General features: G+C 63.2%; 12 protein-coding genes. 6 read left to right on the top strand and 6 right to left on the bottom strand.

Annotation, left to right across the window (positions count from 1 at the left end):
- Positions 1-14: 14 nt before the first annotated feature.
- Both EOB49_RS19560 and EOB49_RS19555 read left to right on the top strand, forming a co-directional pair.
- Entirely contained in the window at positions 15-1,010 is a 996-nt protein-coding gene (locus EOB49_RS19560; RefSeq protein ID WP_127270087.1) for an ABC transporter permease, read from the top strand.
- 50 nt (positions 1,011-1,060) lie between these two features.
- Positions 1,061-2,113, top strand: a complete 1,053-nt coding sequence (locus tag EOB49_RS19555) for a substrate-binding domain-containing protein (protein WP_023808755.1) — start codon at positions 1,061-1,063, stop codon at positions 2,111-2,113.
- A 469-nt stretch (positions 2,114-2,582) separates the two neighbouring features.
- Here EOB49_RS19555 and EOB49_RS19540 read toward each other — a convergent pair whose 3' ends face one another.
- Together EOB49_RS19540 and EOB49_RS19535 are read right to left on the bottom strand one after the other, a co-directional pair.
- Complete coding sequence (locus EOB49_RS19540) at positions 2,583-4,637, bottom strand: bifunctional aldolase/short-chain dehydrogenase (RefSeq protein ID WP_127381943.1); 2,055 nt, start codon at positions 4,635-4,637, stop codon at positions 2,583-2,585.
- A gap of 91 nt (positions 4,638-4,728) precedes the next feature.
- A complete protein-coding gene (locus EOB49_RS19535) occupies positions 4,729-5,694 on the bottom strand; it encodes a sugar-binding transcriptional regulator (RefSeq protein ID WP_127381942.1) in 966 nt (321 codons plus the stop codon).
- Between the two features lie 187 nt (positions 5,695-5,881).
- On the opposite strand from EOB49_RS19535, the gene EOB49_RS19530 reads away from it, so the two are divergent.
- From EOB49_RS19530 to EOB49_RS19515, 4 genes are all read left to right on the top strand, one after another.
- On the top strand, positions 5,882-7,522 hold the full coding sequence (locus EOB49_RS19530; RefSeq protein ID WP_127381941.1) for an acyl-CoA synthetase: 1,641 nt from the start codon (positions 5,882-5,884) through the stop codon (positions 7,520-7,522).
- A 187-nt stretch (positions 7,523-7,709) separates the two neighbouring features.
- Entirely contained in the window at positions 7,710-8,315 is a 606-nt protein-coding gene (locus tag EOB49_RS19525; protein ID WP_027036073.1) for a TetR family transcriptional regulator, read from the top strand.
- A gap of 51 nt (positions 8,316-8,366) precedes the next feature.
- A complete protein-coding gene (locus tag EOB49_RS19520; RefSeq protein WP_127381940.1) occupies positions 8,367-9,509 on the top strand; it encodes an efflux RND transporter periplasmic adaptor subunit in 1,143 nt (380 codons plus the stop codon).
- 199 nt (positions 9,510-9,708) lie between these two features.
- Positions 9,709-12,855, top strand: a complete 3,147-nt coding sequence (locus EOB49_RS19515) for an efflux RND transporter permease subunit (protein WP_127381939.1) — start codon at positions 9,709-9,711, stop codon at positions 12,853-12,855.
- Positions 12,856-12,921: 66 nt separating this feature from the next.
- Here EOB49_RS19515 and EOB49_RS19510 read toward each other — a convergent pair whose 3' ends face one another.
- The 4 genes from EOB49_RS19510 to EOB49_RS19495 all read right to left on the bottom strand — a co-directional run.
- A complete protein-coding gene (locus EOB49_RS19510) occupies positions 12,922-14,631 on the bottom strand; it encodes an APC family permease (RefSeq protein WP_127381938.1) in 1,710 nt (569 codons plus the stop codon).
- 386 nt (positions 14,632-15,017) lie between these two features.
- On the bottom strand, positions 15,018-17,387 hold the full coding sequence (locus tag EOB49_RS19505) for an aminomethyltransferase family protein (RefSeq protein ID WP_127381937.1): 2,370 nt from the start codon (positions 17,385-17,387) through the stop codon (positions 15,018-15,020).
- A 347-nt stretch (positions 17,388-17,734) separates the two neighbouring features.
- A complete protein-coding gene (locus EOB49_RS19500) occupies positions 17,735-18,361 on the bottom strand; it encodes a sarcosine oxidase subunit gamma family protein (RefSeq protein WP_127381936.1) in 627 nt (208 codons plus the stop codon).
- A partial coding sequence (locus EOB49_RS19495; RefSeq protein WP_127381935.1) for a glycine cleavage T C-terminal barrel domain-containing protein occupies positions 18,354-20,518 on the bottom strand: 2,165 nt, incomplete at its 5' end. The genes EOB49_RS19495 and EOB49_RS19500, both read right to left, overlap by 8 nt.

Genomic DNA, 20,518 nt, shown 5'->3' with positions numbered 1-20,518 from the left:
CGCGGGAGCGCCGGATGACATTGCGCGACCACGCCATCCGCTACGGGTTCATCGTGCTCTTGTTCGGGCTCGTCGCCTATTTCTCGATCGCTGCCGACGGTTTCGTTTCGCCGCAAAGTGCCGTTTTCATCTTCCAGTCAGTCGCCATCACCGGCGTGCTGGCGCTCGGCGTCACCGCCACGCTCGTCGTCGGCGGCTTCGATCTCTCGATCGGCTCGGTCGCTACATCAGCCATGATGGCGGCCGCCTATGTGATGGTGGTGCTGGAGCAGAACGCCCTTGTCGCGGTCGTCGTCTGCCTGCTCATCGGCGCCATTGTCGGCCTGATCAATGGCTGGTTGATCGTCTACATGCGTGTGCCCGATCTGCTGGCGACGCTCGGCATGATGTTCCTGCTCGTCGGCCTGCAGCGCATTCCGACAGAAGGCCGCTCGATCGCCACCGGCATGACCATGCCCGACGGTTCGGTCGCCAGCGGCAAATTCTCCGACGCCTTCCTGGCGCTCGGCCGCCACCGCTTCGACTTCTTCATCCCGAACCTGATTCCGGTGTCGGTGGTCGTGCTGCTCGTGCTCGCCGTGCTGATCTGGTTCTTCCTCGAATACACACGTTTCGGCCGCATGATGTATGCCGTCGGCAGCAATGAGCGCGCCGCCGAACTCGCCGGTGCGCCTGTCAAGGCATACAAGATCTGGGCCTACGTTATTTCAGGAGTTTTTGCCTCGATCGGCGGTATTTTGCTCGCTGCCCGGCTTGGACGCGGCGACATCGCCTCGGGTAATAATCTGCTGCTCGATGCGGTCGCCGCGGCACTGATCGGCTACGCGGTGCTAGGTGCCGCCAAGCCGAACGCCTTCGGCACTGCCATCGGTGCGCTGTTCGTCGGCATCTTGCTGCAAGGCCTGACGATGATGAACGCGCCTTACTATACGCAGGATTTCGTCAAGGGCGTGGTTCTGGTCGTCGCCCTTGTCTTCACCTTTGCGCTTTCTGGCAGAGGCCGGAGGTAGCTTTCGACCGGAACAGGATTTTGGGTTCAACAAGAGTGGAGGAAAACAAAGTGAGCATTACAAGAAGACTTCTGGGGAAGGTGGCGCTCGGATTGGCCGGCGCAACCATGCTGATGCAGGTCCCGGCTTTTGCCGCGGACAAGCCGGCGCCTTTCGACAAGCCCGGCGTCAAGATCGCGCTGGTGCGTTATCTCTCGACCGGCGACTTCTTCCAGGCCTATCTCTCGGGCGTCGAGGCACAGTCGAAGGCGCTCGGCATCGACTTGCGTGTCCTCGACAGCCGCCAGGATGCCGCCCTTCAGTCCGACATGGTCGATCAGGCCATCGCGCTTGGCGTGCAGGGCATCATCATCCAGCACGGCCTGACGGAATCGATGAAGGACGCCGCACAGCGTGCGGTCGACGCCGGCATCAAGGTGGTGGCCTTCGACGTCAATGTCGAAAATCCCAAAATCCCGCAGATCGAACAGTCCGACCGCGACCTGGCGCGCCTCGCGCTCGAGCAGGCTGTCAAGGACAATGGCGAGAGCTGGAATGCCGGCTATGTCTATGTCGCCGGCATCGCGCCGCTCGACCGCCGCAACGAGACCTGGGTCGACGTCAAGAAGAAATATGCCGGCATCAAGGAAGTCGCGATGTTCGGCACGCTCGACAATCCGATTGCCAACTCCGTCGCCAACCAGGCGCGTTCGGTGCTGACGGCGCATCCCGACATCAAGGTGATGTTCGCTCCCTATGACGAATTCGCCAAGGGCGTGAAGATCGCCGTCGACGAAGCGGGCTTGAACAAGGGCATCAAGATCTATTCGGCCGATATCTCGACGTCCGATATCGCTGCGATGCGTGAGCCCGACAGCGCCTGGGCCGCGACCGCCGCGACCAATCCGGCCGTCGTCGGCCAGGTCTCGGTGCGTGCGCTGGCGCAGCTGCTGGCCGGCGAAGATCCCGGCCACAACGTCGTCGTGCCGCCGACGCTGATCACCCAGAAGGACCTCATCGACAAGGACATCAAGAACATGGAAGACCTGTCGGCCAAGCTGCCGCAGTTCGCCCATGCCGATGTCGCGATGCCGGCCTGGATGCCGAACCCGAACGCCAAGTAACTTTCGCTATCGAAGGCCGCCTGCAGCCGCTTGCTGCAGGCGGCCTTTTTGCCGAATATCTGCAGCCGGCGCCAGGCTCCGGCCCAAGGTACGGTGCGTATATGGAAGCCCAGGCGGTAATCGAGGAAGACCTGTCCGGCGCCGTCGCCGGAACCTTGTTTCGATGCCCGCAGGCCACCACCGGTGTCGTGGTGTTGGGTGGGTCGAGTGGCCGCATCGATGTCGGGCGCGCACGGCCGCGCAACGCGACGGAGCCGCCGAAGTCATGCGCCACGATGTCGGGCCACTCCAGCTCCCAGTGAGCGTAGAGCGCCGCGAAGCAAGACCGCCGGCGGGCCGTCGCCGGCAACAATTAGCTGCTTGATCTTGCTCGATCTCAATGGCCGGTCGGGTCGAAAGTTCCCAACCGCCCCTTCTCGAGCAAGCTTCGGAGTTGCACCGCACCTTTTCGTCTGGACGGATCTCTACGTCAGCGCAGCGCTGCCGCGATATTCCCGCCGTCGACCGTCGTCACATCGGCGGTGGTGCGGTCGGCCAGCGCGTGATGCAGGAAGGCCTGCGCCACGTCCTGCGCCGTCACTTCCTGGCCGAGCAGATTGCCGGACATGTAGTCCTTCTCCGACACGCCCCGCGCGCCCGAACGGCTGGCAATCATGGCGTCGGTCAGAAGCCCCGAGCGGATGCGGTCGGCGTTGACGGCGTTGGAGCGGATGCCATGCGCGCCATAGTCGAGCGCGTATTGCCTGGACAGGAACAGTGTCGCCGCCTTCGGCACGCCATAGGCGCCGAACTTCGGGCCGGGGTTGACCGCCTGTTTGGAGGTGTTGAACAAAAGCACGCCGCCTGTGCCCTGCTCGAGCATGATGCGCACGGCATTCTGCGCCACCGATTGGTGGGCGAAGAAATTGAGCTCGAAACTCTTGCGCAGGAGCGCGTCGTCGAGCTCGCCGATGCGGCCTTCCCAGGCGGCGCCGGCATTGGAAACCAGGATGTCGACACCGCCGAACACGGCAACCGCTTTGTCGAAGGCGGCACGCACCTGTGCCGGGTCGGTGATGTCTGCGGCGACGCCGATCGAATTGTTGACGGCTTTCTTCGCCGCATCGGCAGCCTTTTCGGCGTCGAGATCGACGACGACGGCATGGGCGCCATTGTCGGCGAACAATTTGGCTGTCGCTGCACCGATCGCGCCGGCGCCGCCGGTAATCAGCACCACCTGGCCCGTCAGCGGCTTCGGCTTGTTGGAGGCGAGCTTGGCCTGTTCCAGCGACCAGTATTCCAGCGGGAACAGATCGGCCTTGGAGAGCGGGTGGAAACGGCCGACCGCCTCGGCGCCGCGCACCGCCTCGATCCACATCTCGCCGACATCCGAGGCGATCTTCGCGTCCTTCAGCGTGCGGCCATGGCCGAACATGCCGAGGCCCGGCACCAGCGTCAGCCGCGGCATCTGGTCGAGCATGGTGCGCTTGACGTTGTCGAGCGCATCATTGGTTTCGAAATAGGCGCGATAATCCTTGGCGAACGCGTCGACATGGCTCTTGATCACCGCCTTGTAGTCACCGGCCTTGTCAGCATCGGGCGCCGGCAGCGCCATTGGGCCGGTCTTGATGCGGATCGACAGATCCGGTGTCGACACACCGCGTCCGGCATAGTCGGCGATCTCAGCCGAATTGATGAAATCGACAATTGCCGGCGAAGTGCGGAAATCGCTGATCATGCGGTCGAAGCGGCCTTCGCCGCGCGCCACCGCCACCGCACCACGCAGCATCGGCGCGATGGACGCCGGTGTCGCGAGGCTTGCCGGCAAGGCCGCCTTTGCCGCCTTCGGCTTGCCGCTTGCGGCAATGAAGTCCTCGGCGACATTCACATAGTGGATCATCCGGTCGTAGGCCTGTTTGGCGTCGTCGCCGAAGGTGAAAATGCCGTGCTTGTCGAGGATCAGGCCTTCGACATCAGGGTCGGCGTCGAAGATGTCGGCGGCCGCCTTGGCGAGGTCGAAACCGGGCATGATGTAAGGCACATAACCCATCCTGCTGCCGAAAACCGTCTTCACCAGCGGCTTGGAGTCCTCCTGGTCGACGATGGCGAGAATGGCAGTCGAGTGCGTGTGGTCGACGAATTTGTGCGGCAAGAAGGCATGCAGCAGCGTCTCGACCGACGGGTTGGGCGAGGACGGATCGATGAGGTTGATGCGTTGCAGGGCAACCATGTCCTCGTCGGCCAGCCTGTTCAGCGCGCGCGCCTTGAGCAACGGCTTGAGCTTGACCGCCGGCAGGCCCTGCGGCTCGATGACGCCCATATCCCAGCCGCTGCCCTTGACGCACAGCACGTCCCACTGATCGCCGACGAGGTCGGTTGCCGTCGTCTTGCAAGAGGTGTTGCCGCCGCCATGCAGGACCAGCCGTGGTTCGCCGCCGAGCAGCCGGGTCGTGTAGACGCGCAGCGCCAGGTCGCGGCCGACACCCTTTTTCGCGTAGTCTGCGACGAGATTTTCGGCTGCTTCGTCATTCCACAAATTCTTCATGTTCGCTTCGTCCGGTTGTTTGTCTTTGTTGGTGAAACAGGATTGCCGCGACGCTTTGATGACAATGCGCCGGCGGCGGAGAGGAGGATTTCTAGGAGGCCTTTTCTGTCGTGGCAGCCGCATGGTCCAGGAGCCGCTGCGCCATGTGCGCGCCGACCACCAGATGCGTGCAAAGGCCGCCGGCGATCGCCGCGAGCAGCGGTTCGAACTTGCTGTCCTCCTGCACCACCACCAAACGCCTGGCGATGGCGCGCAGCGAGGCAAGCTCGGCGGAGATCACCCGGCGGTTATAACTGCAGCCGAGCACCTTGCCTTCGGCGTCTATGATCTGCCCGGCAATCACGCCGGCAGCGCCTTGGCTGCGCAGATCCGCCATTTCGCTTGGCGTCAGCGCGCCGCATTTGACCAGATGGCTGTCGGCGTCGACCGCGCCGACCGAGTATAACGCCAGGTCGCATTCGCTGACACCCGACAATTGTTCCCGGATCACCGGCTCGGCACGCAGCGCCCGCGCGAGTTCTTCCGTCGACAGCACCAGCGGCGCGTAGAAATTGAGCCCCTTGGCGTTGAGCCGCCGCGCGATCTCCATGGTGCATTGGTCGGGCCGATAGGAATAGGGTGCGCCGAGATTGCCGCAGAGCTGCACCACCGTGACATCCTGTAGATCGGCATAGGACATCACGTCGGCGATCATATAGACGGTGCGGCCCCAGGCGACGCCGATGCGGTCGCCCTTCTTGACCAGTTCGAGAAAGACGCTTGCCGCCAGCACGGCGATTTCCGTCGACGGGTCGGCAATATGATCATTCTCCGGTGCGATCCAGACGGCGTCGAGGCTCAACGCATCCTCGAGCTTGCGCGCCAGCACGTCGTCGGTGAAAAGCTGGGTCGAAGTCGAGATGTTGACGATGCCGGTCTCGCGCGCCTTGCGCAGATACATGGCGACCGAGGCACGGGAAATGTTAAGCTGGCTCGCCACCTGGTCCTGCCGCAGGCCATGGGCATAGTAGAGCCAGGCGGCCTTGTGGATGAGTTGTTCTGCCGGTCGGATCGCCATGCCGTCTCCTCGGCTGACATTATTCACGGCTTTCGACAAAAGTCAAACTGGGCAGAGGTATGCGATACTCCCGCTTACGCTGAATCTGGTTCATCATTGCGCCGAATGCGCTCTGTCGTGGCATCGTTTGTGGTGACGCGGACCGAGCCTGTGACTAGAACGTCTGAAAGAAATCGGGGAGCATGGGATGGGCAGTCCTTACGAACAGGATCTCGACAAGAACGCGGCCAACCATCAACCGCTGACACCGCTCACCTATCTTGAGCGCGCGGCCAAGACCTATCCCGACCAGATCGCCATCATTTATGGCCGCCAGCGCATCGACTATCGCACTTTCTGGCAGCGGTCGCTGAAGCTTGCCTCGGCGCTCGACAGGCGCGGCATCGGGAAGGGCGACACCGTCACCGTCATGCTGTCAAACACGCCGCCGATGCTGGAGGCGCATTTCGGTGTGCCGATGACCAAGGCGGTGCTGCATTCGCTCAACACCCGCCTTGACGCGGCGGTCGTCGCCTTTCAGCTTGATCATGCCGAGACCAAGGTGCTGATCGTCGACCGCGAATTCTCCGGCGTTGTCAGGCAGGCCCTGGAACTGGCCAGGGTCAAGCCGCTGGTCATCGACTATGATGATCCCGAATACGCCGACGACGCGCCGTATCCGAAGGGCGAGCGGGTTGGCACGCTGGACTATGAGGCGTTTGTCGCAGGCGGCGCCGAGGATTTCGCCTGGTCGATGCCCGACGACGAGTGGGACGCCATCTCGCTCAACTACACTTCCGGAACGACAGGCAATCCGAAGGGCGTCGTCTACCACCATCGCGGTGCCGCGCTGATGGCCTACACCAACACCATTCATGCGGGCATGGCCAAGCACGCCGTCTATCTCTGGACGCTGCCGATGTTCCACTGCAATGGCTGGTGCTTTCCCTGGACGCTTGCCGTCCAGGCCGGCACCCATGTCTGCCTGCGCTGGGTGCGGCCGAAGCCGATCTACGATGCGATCGCCGATCACGGCGTCACCCATCTGTGCGGCGCCCCGGTCGTCATGTCGGTGCTGATCAATGCCAGGGAGGAGGACAAGCGCGAATTCCCGCAGACTGTCACCTTCAACACCGCGGCAGCTCCGCCACCGGAAGCGGTGCTGTCGGGGATGGCCGATGCCGGCTTTGCCGTCACCCATCTCTACGGCCTGACCGAGACCTATGGTCCGGCGGTCGTCAACGAATGGCATGGCGCCTGGGACGATCTCGAAAAGGGCGAGCGCAGTGCCAGGAAGGCGCGGCAGGGCGTGCGCTATGCGGCGCTCGAAGGCCTGACCGTCATGGACCCCGAGACGATGCGGACCACACCGGCCGATGGTGAGACCATCGGCGAGGTCATGTTCCGCGGCAACATCGTCATGAAAGGCTATTTGAAGAACCGCAAGGCGAGCGACGAGGCCTTCGCTGGGGGCTGGTTCCATTCCGGCGATCTTGGCGTCATGCACCCCGATGGCTACATCCAATTGAAGGACCGCTCCAAGGACATCATCATCTCCGGTGGCGAGAACATTTCCTCTATCGAGGTCGAGGACGCGCTCTACAAGCACCCGTCGGTTGCCTCTTGCGGCGTCGTCGCCAGGCCCGACGATAAATGGGGCGAGGTGCCTGTTGCCTATGTCGAGCTGAAGCCCGGCAAGGCCGCGACCGAAGCCGAGATCATCGATCACTGCCGCGCGCTGCTTGCCCGGTTCAAGATGCCGAAGGCGGTCATCTTCGCCGAAATCCCGAAGACCTCGACCGGCAAGATCCAGAAATTCCGGTTGCGCGAGATGGCGAGGGGGACCTAAGCCTCGTCGCTGCTCTCCTGCAGTTACGACCTTTGCGATTGGGCAAAGCCTCCGCGACTTTCGTCGGTTCCCTGTCACCATCTGTCACCATTCGTACGTGTACACCGAATCCGCATTGACAGGTCGCTCTTTTCGATTTACGAGTGACGAAAATCGAAATTCATCACTCGTAAATCGATAGAGGATCATGTCCGAAGCCGCCACCATAGTCGCCGAAGCCGCCCGACAGGAAAATGTAACGCGCATTCTCGATTGCGCCGAGCGCCTGTTCCGGCACTATGGCTACGGCAAGACCAATGTCGCCGACATCGCGCGTGAGCTCGGCATGTCGCCCGCCAACATCTACCGTTTCTTCGCCTCCAAGGTCGAAATCCACCAGGCCGTCTGCGGCCGTATGCTCGGCGCCAGCTACAAGATGGCCTACGAGATTTCGCGCCTGCCGATCAGCGCCGAGGAGCGGCTTAGGCGTTACGTGCATGCGCAATACAAGATGACGATGGAGGTCATGCTCGACGACCAGAAGGTCCACGAGATGGTCATCGTCGCCCTCGAACGGGACTGGGGTGTGATCGACAAGCATGTCGACAGCATCCACGACCTGTTTGCGGAGGTGATCCGCGACGGCATCGAGGCCGGTGAGTTCAGACAACAGGACCCGGTGACCGCGTCGCGCTGCTTCGGTGCCGCAACGGTCATCCTGTGCCATCCGCAAATGGTTGCGCAGTGCCTTGCCAAGACCAACCGGGCGATGCCCGACGATCTGATCGACTATGCGATCAGAGCTCTGAAGTAATAGCCCCCGCCAGCCGGTTGTCGACCATTCATCTCCAGTCGGAGTACCAAGATGTCTTTGTCCAATTTCATCCTTCGCAAGCTGCCAGTTGCCGGCGTGATCGTCGCCACTCTCGGGCTTGCCGGCTGCAGCCAGGAAAAAGCCGAAGTCAAGGATATCATCCGTCCCGTCAAGGTTGTCGAGATCGCGAAGGTGCACGACACCCGCACGCTCTCCTATTCCGGCTCGGTACGAGCCCGCACCGAGAGCGCTTTGGCGTTCCGCGTCAATGGCAAGATCACCGAGCGCCTCGTCGATATCGGCCAGCATGTGGCCGCGGGCGATGTGCTCGCCCGCATCGATCCCATTGACTACGACCTCTCGGTCAAGAGCGCGCAGGCAGCGCTCGATGCCGCCGAGCGGCAGGTCGAGACCGTGGAGCTTGCCCGCAAGCGAGCCGAGCAGCTTTTTGCCAAGAATTTTGCCCCGAAATCACAGCTCGAACAGGCGACCTTGACCTATGACCAAGCGGTCGCCACGCGCGATTCCGCCCTTTCGACACTTGCACAGGCGAAGAACCAGGCCGGCTATACCGATCTCAAGGCCGACAGGGATGGCATCGTAACCACGGTCAGTGCCGACGTTGGTCAGGTCGTCGGTTCCGGTACGCCGGTTGTCACTGTCGCCGTCGACGGCGAGAAGGAAGTGCTGATCGCCGTCCCCGAAATGGAAATCGCCGAATTCAGGCCGGGCAAGGCAGTCAAGGCGGGCTTCTGGTCCGACGATGCGCTGGCGCTCGATGGCAAGGTCCGCGAAGTCGCCGGCAGCGCCGATCCGCAGTCACGCACCTTTGCCGTCCGCGTCAGCCTGCCAAACGATCCGCGTGTGCTGCTCGGCATGACCGCCAGCATCGAAGCCTCGGCGGCCAATGAGCGGCAGCTGGTCTCGATCCCGCTGAGCGCATTGGCCGAGCAAGGCACCCAATCGATCGTCTGGACCGTCGATCGTGGCGCCGACACCGTTCATGCCCGTCCGATCAAGGTTGCCGAGTTCGCCGCCGATGGCGTGCGTGTCGCAGAGGGTTTGAAACCCGGCGATGTCGTGGTCGCCGCCGGCACGCAATTCATGACCGAAAACCTGAAGGTGAAGCTCGCCGGTGATGCGGCGCTGCAATCGGCATCCGCGGCAGACGGCGACGCCAAGCAGGTGCGCTGACGACAGACAACCGGCTGCGCGTTCCCGCAGTCGTTGGTTTCCGGGCGGCAGGCGCCCGACCGAGACGCTCGATTGATGTAACCCCCACATCGATCTCGCGTCCCACCGCGATGAGTGCTTCTCCGCTCGGAGAGCCTTGCCGCCCGGAAGCCACTATGAAACCTCGATTTTGTTGCGCTAGATAGATGGACCAGCGTCGATGACCAATTCCACGGAAGAGAAGCGGCCCTTCAACCTGTCGCGCTGGGCAATCGGCCATCCCGCCATTGCGCGGTTCCTGTTCGGCCTGATCATCATTTCCGGCGCGCTCGGCCTGATGCGTATGGGCCAGAAGGAAGATCCCGATTTCACCTTCCGGATCATGGTCGTCCAGGCGATCTGGCCCGGCTCCTCGATCAAGGAGATGGAAGACCAGGTCGTCAACAAGATCGAACGCAAGCTGCAGGAAACGCCGCATCTCGATTTCGTGCGCTCCTTTACCCGCGCCGGCAGCGCCATCATCACCGTGCAGATCAAGGGCGACACCAACACCGCCGAGGTGACGGACGCATTCTACCAGGTGCGCAAGAAGGTGGGCGATATCCAGGGCGACCTGCCGCAGGGCCTGCTCGGCCCGTATTTCAACGACGAGTTCGGCGACACCTTCATCACCTTGCATTCGATCAGCGGCGACGGCTTTAGCTATCCCGAACTGAAGAAGTTCGCCATCCAGGCGCGCGACATGCTTTTGACGACGCCCGGCGTCGAGAAGGCCGTCATCATCGGCGACCAGCCGGAAAAGCTCTATATCGACGTCTCGTCCAAGGCCTTGGCCGAACGCGGCCTGACGCTGACCGATCTGCAGAATGCGATCAAGGGACAGAACAATGTCGACCCGGCCGGCTCCGTCGATACCGGCACCAACTCGGTGCGCATCTCCGTCGAGGGCGATGTCGGCAAGGTCGAGGATATCCGGAACCTGCGCCTGCGCGCCGGCGGCCAGGTCACAAGGCTGGGCGACATCGCCACGGTGACCTCGGGGCTGGAAGATCCGTTCCAGCGCAAATACCGCTTCAACGGTCACGACAGCGTGCAGTTGGGCGTCGTCATGGCCAAGGGCTTCAAGGTTACCGACGTCGGCAAGGATGTCGAGGCCACCTACAAGCGCTTCGAAGAGGCGCTGCCCTACGGGGTTGCGGTCGACCAGATCTCCGACCAGCCGGGCGTCGTCACCGATGCGGTGGCCGAGTTCATGCATGCGCTTGGCGAAGCGCTGCTGATCGTGCTCGTCGTCTCGTTCCTGTCGATAGGCTGGCGTTCCGGCCTGGTCATCGCCATCGCCATCCCGCTGGTGCTGGCTGCGACCTTCGCCATCATGTACGAACTCGGCATCGACCTGCAGCGCATCTCGCTCGGCGCGCTGATCATCGCGCTCGGTCTTCTGGTCGACGACGCTATGATCGTCGTCGAGATGATGGAGCGCAAGCTGGAGGAGGGGATGGTCAAAGTCGAGGCGGCGAGTTTCGCCTATTCCTCGACCGCCTTCCCAATGCTGACCGGCACGCTGATCACCACGGCCGGCTTCATTCCGGTCGGCTTCGCGGCCTCGACAGCCGGCGAATATGTCCGGACCCTGTTCTATGTCGTCGGCATCGCGCTGATCGTCTCCTGGTTCGTCGCGGTCTATTTCACGCCATGGCTCGGCAATATGATCCTCAAGCAGCGCAAGCATGCCGGCAGCCATCACGATGTCTTCGACACGCGTTTCTATCGCCGGCTTCGTGCTACCGTCAGCTGGGCCGTGCGCCATCGCATCATCGTCCTGGTGATGACGCTGGTCACCTTCGGCACCAGCCTGTGGGCTTTCCAGTTCATTCCGCAGAACTTCTTCCCGCAATCGTCGCGGCCGGAAATCCTCGTCGACCTTTGGCTGCCGGAAGGCACCAGCATCAAGGAAGTCGAGGCGCAGGCCAAGGCGCTCGAAACCAAGATGATGGACGACAAGGACAAGCGTTTCATCGCCACCTATATCGGCGAAGGCGCGCCGCGCTTCTTCCTGCCGCTCGACCAGCAGCTGAGCAACCCCAACTTCGCCCAGCTGCTCGTCATGGCCAATGACGAACCGGCCCGCGAACGGTTGATCGTCAAGTTGCGCACTGTTCTGGCTGAAGACTTCCCATCCATCCGTGCCAAGGTCGATCGTCTGTTCCTCGGCCCGCCGACCGGCTGGCCGGTGCAGATGCGCGTCATGGGGCCGGATCGCCAGGAGGTGCGCCGCATCGCCGACCAGGTGAAGGCGAAGTTCCGTGAGGATCCGCTGCTTGGCGCCGTGCATGATGACTGGCTGGAGCCGGTTCCGGCGATGAAGCTGGTCATCGACCAGGATCGTGCCCGCGCACTCGGCGTCACCTCGCAGCGCATCCGCCAGATGCTGCAGGCGGCAATGTCCGGCGCGCCGCTCGACGACTTCCGCGACGGCGAGGAGACGGTGTCCATCGTTGCCCGCGAGCCGGATGCCAGCCGCAGCCTCCTGTCCTCGGTCGACTCGGTCTATATCCCGACCGACTTCGGTGGCTTCGTGCCGCTGTCGCAGGTTGCCAAGGTGGTGCCGGTGCTGGAGCAAGGCATCGAGTGGCGCCGCGACCGTCTGCCGACGATCAGTGTGCGGGCAACGCTGCCCGACGGCGTGCAGTCCAATGACGTCGTCACCAAACTGTACAAGGATATGCAGGGCCTGCGTGACGGATTGGCGCCAGGTTACAAGGTCGAGATCCAGGGCGGTGCGGAGGATTCGGCGGAAAGCCAGGCTTCGATCGCCGCCAAGGCGCCGATCATGTTGGCCGTCATCGTCGTGCTTTTGATGATCCAGCTGCAGAACTTCGGCAAGGCGATGCTGGTGCTGGCGACCGGTCCGCTTGGCATTATCGGTGCTGCCGCGGCACTCTTGATCAGCGGCGCGCCGTTCGGCTTTGTCGCCATTCTCGGCGTCATCGCGCTGCTCGGCATCATCATGCGCAACTCGATCATCCTGGTCGACCAGATCGACCAGGACATCGCCGCGGGCATGGACCGCTACGAGGCGATCATCGGTTCGGCCGTTCGTCGTTTCCGGCCGATCACGCTGACGGCGCTGACGGCGGTGCTGGCGCTGATCCCGATCTCGCGCGGCGTCTTCTGGGGTCCGCTCGCCTACGCCATGATGGGCGGCATCCTCGTTGCCACGGTGCTGACCATCCTGGTCCTGCCTGCCGGGTACGCCCTGTTCTTCGGCCGGGAACCGAAGAAGCGCGGGGCGGAGGGGCGGACCGACGATCTGGAACTGAGCCAGGAAACCGAAAAGCCGCAACTGGCACTGGCTGCCGAATAGATCGATCACGCCAGTCGAAAAGGATCGGGCGCCGAAGCGCGCCCGATCCTTTTCACTTTTACGAGGTCAGATGACGAAGAACCAGTTGGCGAGCAGCATCACCACCACGCCGGCGACCAGCGTCAGATAAGGCAGTATGCCCGCCTTTTTGACCGAGAGGTCGGCCCCCGTCATGCCGAGATCGGCCAGCATGTGGTCGGGGAACTTGCCCTTGTCCTGGATGTAATGGCGGAAGCAGAACACCGGGATGATCAGAGCCGCAGTGATCAGGCCGGCCCACAGCGCCATCGGATTCCAAACTTTGGCGCCCGCGCCCATGAAGATCATGTTGACATAGGCGAAGATCGCGCCGACGCCGAGCAACCAGCTCGGTGCTTTCCAAGGCCGGGCGATATGGCCGTTGTCGATGCGGTGGATCCAGCCGGCATTGAGGTTGAGGAAGTTGAAGATGATATAGCCGCAGTTCGACACGGCGAGAATGAAGAAGAAGCTCGTCGCGTCGGCAGAGGCGATGGCCAGCACGATCAGGTTGAAGACGAGATCGGTCCACATTGCCCGCGTCGGCGCGCCATGTTCGTTGACATGGCTGAGATAGCGCGGCAGCCAGCCATCGACCGAGCCCTGGTAGAGCGTGCGTGAAGAGCCGGCCATGGCCGTCATGATGCACAGAACCAGAGCCAGGATCATCAGCATCACCAAAAGGCTGTGGATCAGTGCGCCGCCGCCGACCATGCCGGCCAGCGCGTCGGCGACACCGGAGCCGTCGACGATCGGTGTCGCCAGCATGCCGTTGAGGCCAAGCACGCCCTGGAAGGTGAACGGCACCAGGATGAACAGCAGCATGCACAAAAGGCCGGAATAGAAGATCGCCTTGAACGTGTCGGTGCCCGGGTTCTTGAACTCCGAGGTGTAGCAGACGGCGGTCTCGAAACCGTAGGTCGACCAGGCGGCGATGAACATGCCGCCAAGCACCAGCGTCCAGCCGGCGATGTTCCAGGCGCCGGGTTCGGGCGCGTAGGCTGCCGCCAGCGGCACCAGCGGCGAAAAATTCGCCCAGTTGATCTGGCCGGTGACGATCGGCACGACGCCGACGATCAGCATCGGGATGATGACCAGCAGGCCGATATATTTCTGCACGTTGGCAGTGCCGAGGATGCCGCGATGCTGGATGGCGAAGATGATCAGCATCAGCACCGCGCCGATGAAGAAGGTCGCGTTGAAGGTGAACGAGACCGGCCCCAGCGTGTGGCTGTAGAGCGTCCAGTTGCGGATCACCGGCGTTGCGGCGGTGGTCACCGCCGTGATGGCGTCGGCGGCACTCGTCCCGGCATGCGCGGCGATATAGGCGACGACTTCGGGCGAGGCATCGGTGAACAGCGGCACCGGCGCCAACGCGTTGAGGATATAAGCTGCGGCGATCGAGCAGCCGAGCGACAGCACCGGCGACCAGGCGAACCAGTTGCACCAGACCGACAGCGGCGCGATGAACTTGGAATAGCGCAGCCAAGCGGTGGCGCCGTAGATCGACGCGCCGCCCGACTTGTTTGGAAACAGGCCGGCGATTTCGGCATAGGTGAAGGATTGCAGGAAGCCCATGATCATGGAGAAGATCCAGATCGCGAAGGCCAGCGTGCCGGTCGTGCCGGCAATGCCGCCGATCGAGAACAGGACGAGGGCAGGCACGCCGCTCGCCACCCAGAAGGCGCCGCGCCAGTCGATATTTCGGTGCAACTTGCCTTCGGCAAGCGGCTCCAGGACAGTCGTTATGGTGCTCATATGTCTTTGTTCCCCATTTTGATGTTCCCCGTTCGTGACCGCCGCGGCTGCGCGAGGCTTCACCATCGACGCATGCATTGATCGACTGCCGGTGTTTCCACTCAGTCGTATTTTTTTCTTAGGAGTGAAGATTGATCCGGCGCGCTTTCACGTCAAGCGAATTGTCGCGCCGTGCACATCACGCTTGCGAAACATGTCAGCTTCACACTGGCGGGCAGGATTGTTCGGAAAAGGACCAGGGGTCTGGAAACGAAAAACCCGCCGCAGGCGGGTCGCGGCGCAAATCAGCACCATGGACGAATATGTAGCATAGCTGCCCTCAGCAGGTCAAGAAAAAATTCCTATCAGGCTGCCAGCACGGCCTCACTGCCTTGGGAGGAAGGCCGTCAGGAGCGTGGTTTGGTCTTTTGCGGATCGTAGTGGGCGAAGGCGACGACGCGCGCCGGCAGCCGTTTGGCATGGCCGTCGAGCTTGCCGATCTCGACCTCGGTACCGACAGCCGAATGGGTGACGTCGAGCCTGGCCAGCGCGATGATCTTGTTCAACACCGGCGAGCGCATACCCGACGTGACCACGCCGATCTGGGCGCGGCCGACATGCACGCAATCGCCATGGCCGACGTCGACATTGGCGTCGATGTCGAGGCCGACCAGCTTCGTCTGCGGGTGCTCCTTGCGGCGGATCAGCGCCTCGCGGCCGATGAAATCGTCGGTCTTGCTCTTCAGCGGCACGGTGAAGCCGATGCCGGCCTCGAACGGATCGGTCTGGTCGGAGAATTCGTAGCCGGCGAAGATCAGCCCGGCTTCGATGCGCACCATGTCCAGCGCCTGCAGCCCCATCGGCTTCAGCCCATGCGGCTGGCCGGCTTCCCAGATGGCGTCGAACACCTTTTCGGCGTCGCGCGGATGGCACCAGATCTCGTAGCCGAGTTCGCCGGTATAGCCGGTGCGCGAGACGACGACCGGAATGCCGTTGCCGCCACCAATGCGGGCGACGGCGAAGCGGAACCATTCGAGCTCGTCGATCGACGGCTGCAATGGCGAAGTCCAGATCACTTCTCGCAGGATGTCGCGGCTCTTCGGACCCTGGACGGCGACGTTGTGCATCTGGTCGGTCGACGAGCGCACCAGCACGTTGAGGCCGAGCTTCGTCGCCGTCTCGCGCAGCCATTCGCCGGACAGATCGTCACCGCCGACCCAGCGGAAATTGTCCTTGCCGAGCCGCAGCAGGGTGCCGTCGTCGATCATGCCGCCATGCTCGTAGCACATGGCCGAATAGACCACCTGGCCGACACCGAGCTTCTTGACGTCGCGGGTCAGCGTGTATTGCAGCAGCGCCTCGGAATCCGGGCCGGTGACCTCGAACTTGCGCAGCGGCGACAGGTCCATGATCACCGCGTCCTGGCGGCACGCCCAGTATTCCGCGATCGGCCCGTCCTTGGCGAAGGAATTGGCGAGCCAATAGCCCCTGTACTCGCCGAAGTTGCGGGTGTGCTTGGCAAAGCTCGAATGAAAAGCTGTCTCGCGGGTCATTTTCTGTTCCGAATCGGGCGTCATGCGTCTGGCGATCGCTCGCGAGAATTTGTGCTGGCCGGAATAGGTCCGCACATGGATGTCGGTCGGGTTCCAGCCATTGGCCGGCGTCGTGTCGTCGGGGCAGGCGGAGGACACGCAGACGATGTCGGTGAGCGCCCTGAGCAGCACATAGTCACCCGCCCGCGACCACGGCTCGTCGGACACCATGACGCCATGCGCGTCGATCGCCGTGTTGAAGAAGAAGTTGATCGCCATCCAGCCCGCGCGGGGATTGACGCCCTTGCCGGCCAGAGCGCCGTTGAAATTCTCCGAGCAGTTGGTGTGGCCGGGATAGCCGATGTCGTCGTAATATTTGGCGGCGCAGGCGAGCGCGAAGGCGTCGTGCCGGCCGCATGTGTCCTGCACCACCTCGACCAGTGGCTCCATGTCCTGGTCAAAGTATTTGGAATGCAGGCCGGGCATCGGGTAGCTCGCACCCATCAGCGTGCGAGTCGTCGTCACGTCGAGCGGATGATCCAATCCCCTGTCCAGCTTGCGCGCCGAAAAGCACTGGAAATCGGTGCACTGGCGCCCGTCGACATCGATGATCTGGAGATAGTCGCCAGCCTTGACGAAATAGGATTCCGCCGTCGCCGAATGGACGCGCAAATCGAGAACCGGGTCGGCCAGCGGATCGGCCAGTAGCGATTTCGCCGCCGGGCGGATCGTGGCGCGGCGAACGATGGCAGTCAGCGGCGTCGCCGTGTCGTGGCCATCGACCAGCATCGGCCCGCCGGGGGCCGCAATCAGCATCGCGCCGTCGCGCGCGACCGTGAAAGCCTGCTCGGTGCCGGCGGGTGTCGCGCCGCCGAACACGCGAACCGCCTTGGCATGGTCAAGCTGCACCTGCCGGCGCGCGAGCCCGCTCCGTAGCGATGCGAGGCTGTCGTCGTCCTCGGCCAATAGCGCCTTGATGCCGGCAGCGTTGCTGTTCGATGCTTCACCAAAAATGCCGGGATCGGTCGCGCCGGTCCTGTCCCAGGCCAGCAACTCGCAGGCCTGGGCACCCTCGACATTGCGCACGGTGATCGTGTCGCCGGCCTCGATGTCGATGAGCACCGCGCCATTGCCATGGATCGTATAACGCTCCATGCCCGGCGGCAGCGCGATCTGGCCGGGCCTCAGGATGAGGCTCGGCCGCGGCGGTCCGGCAGCAATTGCGGGGTAGGGCGACTGGCTCATTTCAGCCTTGCGGTTCGAGAAACAAGTTTGCCTGTGTGTGAAATTATTTTAGCGGTAAGAATAGCAGTGCGCGTGCGTTTGGCAAGGTGAAGGTGATGCTTCGAACCCAGTCAATTGAGATTGAATTGGCCTCCCAGTCTATCTTCCAAACGTCGGTGCTGCCCCTCATCTGGCTGCTGCCATCTTCTCCCCGTAAACGGGGCGAAGGACGCTGTCGTCGCCGGTTTCGCCAATCGCCAACATTGCAGAAATAGCGCGGCACTCCGAACAGCTTCTTTCTCCCCGTTCACGGGGAGAAATGCCCGGCAGGGCAATGAGGGGCGGCGCCGAGGTCCACAATTGGCGGGCTAGAATTCCTCGGAATGGCCGATAACCACACCATACTCCGCGGCCGAGTCCAGCATCGTGTGCCACAGGCTCTCGGCAAAAGTCGCGAACACCAGGAGGTTGAACACCGCCAGGCCATCCGGCCGATCGCCGCCGCGCCAGAGCGTGACGCTGGTGTGATCCATCGATGTCGCGGCGGCGGCGCCGACCGGGAACGTCGTTGGGTGCAAGTCGATCGAAGACAGTTTCGCCAGCATGGTGCGTGCCTTGACGCCCGAAATGCTGATCAAGACCCGTGCATGCGACTGATCCGACAGCGAGGCGGAGCCGGAGAATGCCGGCGTCAACGTCTGCGTCGTGTGCTTGCCGCCGTTTGACAGAACGAAGAACTGATCCGGCCCCGACCAGATCAGCGTGGCATCCGGAGTCTGTACCGCCTTCGGCGCATCCGGTGGCACCGCGCCGAAACGGGCCTTGGCCGCTTTCGCCAGATCAGCCCCTTGGCCGCGCCTCGCCATGATCTGGATCAGATCAAAATTGCGGATCTCGGTCAGCGAGACGCCGGCCTCGATACCGCGTGCACCATGCACGCCGGCAACAAGCGCCTTTTCAAGGGGACTGCGGGGAGCCCAGGAAAAATCAACCACGCTGGCGCCCTCCATCCGGATCGTAGAAGACGGGATTGCAGAGTTCGACATCGTAGTCTTCGCCGCGCAACGGGTCATGCCCATGCACGATCTCGCCGATGCGTTCGCGGCCGCGTTCGACAAGCGCGAGCCCGATCCACTGATCCGACGTCGGCGAGAAGCAGACCGAGGTGACATAGCCCTGGTCGTTGCCGGGGCCGGGTGTCTGTCCCTTCGGGATGATGTGCGCACCGGAGCGCAGCCGGCGTGCCTTGTCCGTCGGCTTGATGCCGACGACGACCTGCCGGTCCGGGGCTACCAGCGCCTCGCGTCCGGCCATGACGCGGCCGATATAGTCTTTCTTGGTCGACATCATCTTGCCCAGGCCAAGATCGGCCGCCGTCGTCGTGCCGCTCAGTTCCGGTCCGGCGATGTGGCCCTTTTCGACGCGCATGACGCCGAGCGCCTCGGTGCCGTAGGGCGTCACGCCGAATGGCGCGCCGGCCAGCATCAAATTGCGCGCCATGGCATCGCCGAAGCGCGCCGGCACTGAAATCTCGAAAGCCATCTCGCCTGAGAACGAGATACGGAACAGCCGTGCCCTCAGGCCCCCGCGAAGTGCGACTTCGCGCGCGCCCATGAATGGAAAGCCTTCGTTGGAAAGGTCTTCGGCCGGGTCGACGATTTCCCTGAGCAGGTCGCGTGTCTTCGGCCCGGCGATCGAGAATTGCGCCCACTGGTCCGAGACGGAAGTGAGCTGCACGTCGAGCTCCGGGAACAGCACCTGGCGGCAGAATTCGAGATGCTGCATCACCAGCCCGGCCTTGGCCGTGGTGGTGGTCAGAAAATAGTGGTCCTCGGCCAGCCGCGATGTCGTGCCATCGTCATAGACGATGCCGTCCTCGCGCAGCATCAGCCCATAGCGCGCCTTGCCAACGGCGAGGCTGGAGACATCGTCATAGACGATGCCGTCCTCGCGCAGCATGAGCCCGTAACGCGCTTTTCCCACCGCAAGATTGGAGAAGGTGTTGATGTAGACGCGATCCAGGAAAGCGCCGGCATCGGGGCCGTGCACGTCGATCTTGCCGAGCGTCGAGACATCGCAGAAGCCGACGCCGCCGCGCACCGCCTTGACCTCGCGGGTCACCGATTCCAGCCAGTCCTTCTCGCCGGCGCGAGGGTACCATTGCGCACGCTTCCACAGGCCGGTGTCGACGAAGACGGCGCCCTGTTCGGCCGCCCAGTGATGCGACGGCGTCAGCCGTGTCGCATGGAACGTCTCTTCGCGGTGATGGCCGGCGAAGGCGCCGATGGCGACCGGCACGTAAGGCGGCCGGTAGATTGTCGTGCCGGTCTCGGGGATCGAACGGCCGCTGACCGCGGCCATGATGGCAAGGCCGGCGACATTCGAGGTCTTGCCCTGGTCGGTCGCCATGCCGAGGGTCGTGTAGCGCTTCAGGTGCTCGACCGATTCAAAGCCTTCGCGCTGCGCCAGCTCGATGTCGGAGGCGGTGACGTCGTGCTGGTAATCGACAAAAGCCTTGCCCTTGCCGGCGACGTGCCATAGCGGCGTCAGCGAGAATGCCTCGTCGTCGGCGGCAGGCGCGATACCCACTGTGCCGCTATGTCCCGTGTCACGCGCCGCTGCCGCGCCGGCGGCAAATCCCTGGCTCAGGCAGGCGCCGAGGCCGAAATCGCCATTGGCGGCACCCGCGGCGACCATGCCTGGAGGCGCGCCGTCCGGCACGAAGGCAGATATGTCGTTCTGCCATTTCGGCCGGCCACGATGGTAGGAAGTCAGCCCGACAGCCGGGTTCCAGCCGCCGGAGACCGCGAGGCCGTCCGCTTCGACCTCGGCGCGCGCGCCACCGGTCAGCGAGACCGCGATTTTCCTGACGCCATCCTTGCCGCCATCGACGCCACTGACGGAACCATGCAGCACCGGGAAGCCACCCTTGGAGGCCAGCGAACGATGCGCCGGCGACACTTCGGACCGTGCATCGATGACCGCCGCGATCTGCAGGCCGGCCCCGAGTGCAGTCTCGACCGTACGCCAGCCATCCTCATTGTTGGTGAACAGCGCAAGGCGCTTTGCCGGTGTCGCCGCATAGCGCGCGACATAGGTGCGCATGGCGGACGCCATCATAACACCGGGCGTGTCGTTGCCGGCAAAGACGA

This window comes from Mesorhizobium sp. M7A.F.Ca.MR.148.00.0.0 (assembly GCF_003997735.1).
Lineage (GTDB): Bacteria > Pseudomonadota > Alphaproteobacteria > Rhizobiales > Rhizobiaceae > Mesorhizobium.
Note: the sequence above shows the minus strand (reverse complement) of the source record. Positions and strands in the feature narration are given on the sequence as shown.

Bases quoted from the DNA above. Each gene is read 5' to 3' on its own strand.
- EOB49_RS19525 (WP_027036073.1), top strand. From the start codon at position 7,710: ATGTCCGAAGCCGCCACCATAGTCGCCGAAGCCGCCCGACAGGAAAAT.
- EOB49_RS19540 (WP_127381943.1), bottom strand. From the start codon at position 4,637: ATGAAGAATTTGTGGAATGACGAAGCAGCCGAAAATCTCGTCGCAGAC.
- EOB49_RS19515 (WP_127381939.1), top strand. From the start codon at position 9,709: ATGACCAATTCCACGGAAGAGAAGCGGCCCTTCAACCTGTCGCGCTGG.
- EOB49_RS19505 (WP_127381937.1), bottom strand. From the start codon at position 17,387: ATGAGCCAGTCGCCCTACCCCGCAATTGCTGCCGGACCGCCGCGGCCG.
- EOB49_RS19560 (WP_127270087.1), top strand. From the start codon at position 15: ATGACATTGCGCGACCACGCCATCCGCTACGGGTTCATCGTGCTCTTG.
- EOB49_RS19530 (WP_127381941.1), top strand. From the start codon at position 5,882: ATGGGCAGTCCTTACGAACAGGATCTCGACAAGAACGCGGCCAACCAT.
- EOB49_RS19535 (WP_127381942.1), bottom strand. From the start codon at position 5,694: ATGGCGATCCGACCGGCAGAACAACTCATCCACAAGGCCGCCTGGCTC.
- EOB49_RS19510 (WP_127381938.1), bottom strand. From the start codon at position 14,631: ATGAGCACCATAACGACTGTCCTGGAGCCGCTTGCCGAAGGCAAGTTG.
- EOB49_RS19520 (WP_127381940.1), top strand. From the start codon at position 8,367: ATGTCTTTGTCCAATTTCATCCTTCGCAAGCTGCCAGTTGCCGGCGTG.